This window comes from uncultured Alistipes sp., from assembly GCF_902388705.1.
GTDB lineage: Bacteria > Bacteroidota > Bacteroidia > Bacteroidales > Rikenellaceae > Alistipes.
Window position 1 is genome coordinate 1 of record NZ_CABMQJ010000110.1, and the last position, 3,193, is coordinate 3,193.

3 protein-coding genes are annotated in these 3,193 nt (G+C 62.8%); all 3 read right to left on the reverse strand.

Going from position 1 to position 3,193, the window contains the following annotated elements:
* Window positions 1-168, reverse strand: a 168-nt coding sequence (locus QZT71_RS12560; protein WP_367112547.1) for a zinc-ribbon domain-containing protein, incomplete at its 3' end; no start/stop codon positions are given.
* 10 nt (window positions 169-178) lie between these two features.
* Window positions 179-1,921, reverse strand: a complete 1,743-nt coding sequence (locus QZT71_RS12200; protein ID WP_295916611.1) for a C25 family cysteine peptidase — start codon at window positions 1,919-1,921, stop codon at window positions 179-181.
* A 19-nt stretch (window positions 1,922-1,940) separates the two neighbouring features.
* Window positions 1,941-3,193 (reverse strand): hypothetical protein (locus tag QZT71_RS12205; protein WP_295916614.1); only part of this gene is annotated, 1,253 nt, incomplete at its 5' end.

Below are 3,193 nucleotides of genomic sequence, written 5' to 3' on the forward strand. Positions count from 1 at the left end.
ACTCCCTGCCGGAGCGCCGCACGTCGTGCAGAATTTGGCGTCGGGCAGCAGCGGGGCGTTGCATTTCGGGCAGACGGGGCCCGAGGGCGCCGCTGCGACGGGCGTACCGCAGGTCGTGCAGAATTTCGCACCCTCCATGAGTTCGGAATTACAATTCTGGCATTTCATAGTAGTCGTTCTATTTGGTTGATATTATTGATTTCACATTCCCTTTCATATCCGTGGTCGCCGTATGGCAGCTCCTGATCGTTGCGTCGCCCTGCACGTAGTTGAAAGCGTAGAATTCGTCGCCGTTGCCGTATTTGATGCGGGTGACGGTCGACAGGCTGCGCGGCTCGACGCCCAGCTGTTCGTAGAGCTGCCTGTCCACCACCGCGCGGATTTGCATCAGGTTGCGGTCGACGGCATTGCGCACCTCGTCGAGCAGCGACGCAGGAGCGGCCTCGTAGATGCATTTGCGTTCGACCACGGCGTTGACGGGGCCTTTCGCCAGCGCCCTGACCTCGCGGGGAGCCGTTTTCGTATCGTCACGGCGCGTTCCGACATGCAGGAACGGGTCGCCGAACAGGTTGAACTCAACAATCGTAAGCGCCTGGTGAGGGGTGAAATAACCGTCGTTCAAGTCGAAAAAGCTCTGGCGGGCGAGATACAGCGCCTCCCCGGCGGTATACCCGTCGAGCAGGCCGTCCATGTAGACGCAGGTCAGGCGGTCGGCATTGTCGAGGTCGGCCGTCGAACTGCTTTGCGAGGCTCCCCAGGCGATGCGCGACGAACCGAGGTAGAGCAGCGTCATGTCGCCCATGGCTGCGAGCAACATCGTTTCGCCACGGCCGTAGTCCTGAAACTTGCCGCCGTAGCACGCCTCGGTCACCACCACGTTCGGCTTTTCGGCACCGGCCAGCTGGCGCGGCGTAATGGCCTCGTAGCATTGCTGCCGGTAGGAAGCGTAGAAACTGCACGCCGTCGGCGCATCGCTGCCGTGCAGGTTGAAATAATAGAGGTCGGCGTTCCGGTCGAAGATTTTTTCGACAATCGAACGCTCGACACAGGGGCTGATGAAAAGATTCCGGGCATAGATGCGCTCGTCCAGCCGATCGTCGCCCCGGTAGAGTTTATAGCGGCGGAAAGGCTCGCTCACCGAAGCCGAAGCCGACAGCCACGTCAGGTCGGTCTGGCCGTAAGCCCGTCCGACGGACACCGTGCCGGGGGCTTTCGCCGCACGGCGCAGGTAGCCGGCCAGGTCGTCCAGCGAAGCGTCGGCGGCCAGCGGCAGGCGTCCCACGTGGAAATACTGCTCGTACTGGAAAATTCCGGCCGTTCCCAGCAGGGGATAAGTCCGCTCGCCCAGCAGGTAGGCATACGGGATGTCGGTATCGATGTCCGTATCGCTGTAATCGGGGTCGGAAATATACTGCGGCACGACGGGCATCGGAATCACGTCGGCCCCGCCGACGATGAACAGGTAGTTGGTTTGGTCGCTGACCGTGCTGCGGCCGAAACGGTAATAGTCGGCCACGAGGGCGGCATGGTCGGCCCATGAATCCGACGGCGAGAGGCCGACGGCGCGGTTGTTTCCCGCTTCGGGATTGAGGAAAAGGTAATCGCCGGCATCGACGATATGATAACGGATTCCGTGTGCGAGCGACGCCTCGGCATAGGCTGCGAGCAGTTTGCGCACCGTCGCGGCATCGGTTCCGAATTTGAGGGCAAGCACCCGCAGGTTGGTGAAAATCGCCCCCTCGGCCATCCGGTTCCCGGACTCCTTGGAGCCGGAAGCGGACATGTTCCCGCAAGCGGGGGCTGCCGGGGCGGCAGGCGCGGGCACCGGAGCGGCAGGTTGGCTTACGGGCAGCTTCGTGCCGCAGTCAGCGCAGAAGAGGTTGCCATCCCCGCATTTTTTTCCACAGTTGGGACAAAACATGGCGAATCGGTTTTAAGGGTTAATCAATCCGGACGACCTCGGCCGGCGTATTTTTGATGTCGGGCATCGCCTCCCCCGCATCGGAGCCGATATAGGTCGGGTCGCAGATTATGTAGCGCTTTGCGCCGAGCTGTATGTAGTCGCCTTTCACCCGGTCGTTGAAACAAACGGCCGTGGCTATGTGCGACGGATAGTAGAGCAGCACGACTTCCAGTTGCAGGAGGTCTTTCACCAGCCGCGCGAAAAGAATCGAGCGATCCTCGCAGTCGCTGTAAGGATAATGGAACATCTCCTCGGCAAAGAACGTGCGCTCGGCACCGAACTGCGCATCGTCGGTTTTATACGCAAACGCCTTATGGAGGTAGTGCAGCAGCAGGTTGACCGCCTCGTACTCGCCCTTGCCGGCCAGCGCTGCGCGCAGCGCCGGATAGAGCTGTCCGCTCACGGCCGGGGTAAACACGGTCGATGCATAGACGCTCCAGTAGCACGGCGGGTAGTTCGTATAGAAATCCATCAGGTTGCGGTTGACCGTCACCGAGGTTTCGATCCCGGCGCCGTTGCGGACGGCAGGCGCGGCGGGCTTCTGCGCGAAGAGGGGCGGCACGGGCATCGCCAGCGACAGCGGGCGCTCGCCCGGAATGCTGAAGTTGCAGATGCTGTACGACGAAGCGCGGGGCACGTCGTCCAGCACGTAGAACACCTGCCCGTCGATGCGGAAGTAGGGCCGTCCGTAAACCTGCCCGTCAATCGCCAGCAGCAGGTAGAGGCGTCCGTCGCCCCGGGCCAGCCGCACCTTGTATCCGGCTTCCGCCATCAGGAACGACTGCAGGACGACCGATTCGCCGGACTTCGCGCCGCAAAAGGCATCGCCGAGCGTGCGCACGAGGTCGTAATAGCCCCAGTCGTTGAGCTGCATCGCTTTTTTCAGGCCGGCGCACTCCGCCGCCGCAGCGTCGTACGAACCGCCTGCCACCCGCTCCCACGCATTGGCGACGCTGCTCTCCTGCAGCGAGGCGAGGCGGAAACGGTGCTTCGCCTCCAGCGACACGGAACAGCCGGTGCCGTAGAACGTAAAACGGCAGGCTTTCGACGCATCGACCGCCGGGGCCGCCGCATCCCCTCCCTTCGGGGCATCCGGCACGGCGGGCGCGTCTTTTCCCGCAGCCGGCTTATCCGGCCCGGCAGGCACCCCGGCGGCAGCCGGAGGTTCGGGCAAATCCGTGATTTTGTCGTAAGGAATCCTGTCCTGCGTCGGCGCGGCGGGTGCGTCCG

Bases quoted from the DNA above. Each gene is read 5' to 3' on its own strand.
- QZT71_RS12200 (WP_295916611.1), bottom strand. From the start codon at position 1,921: ATGTTTTGTCCCAACTGTGGAAAAAAATGCGGGGATGGCAACCTCTTC.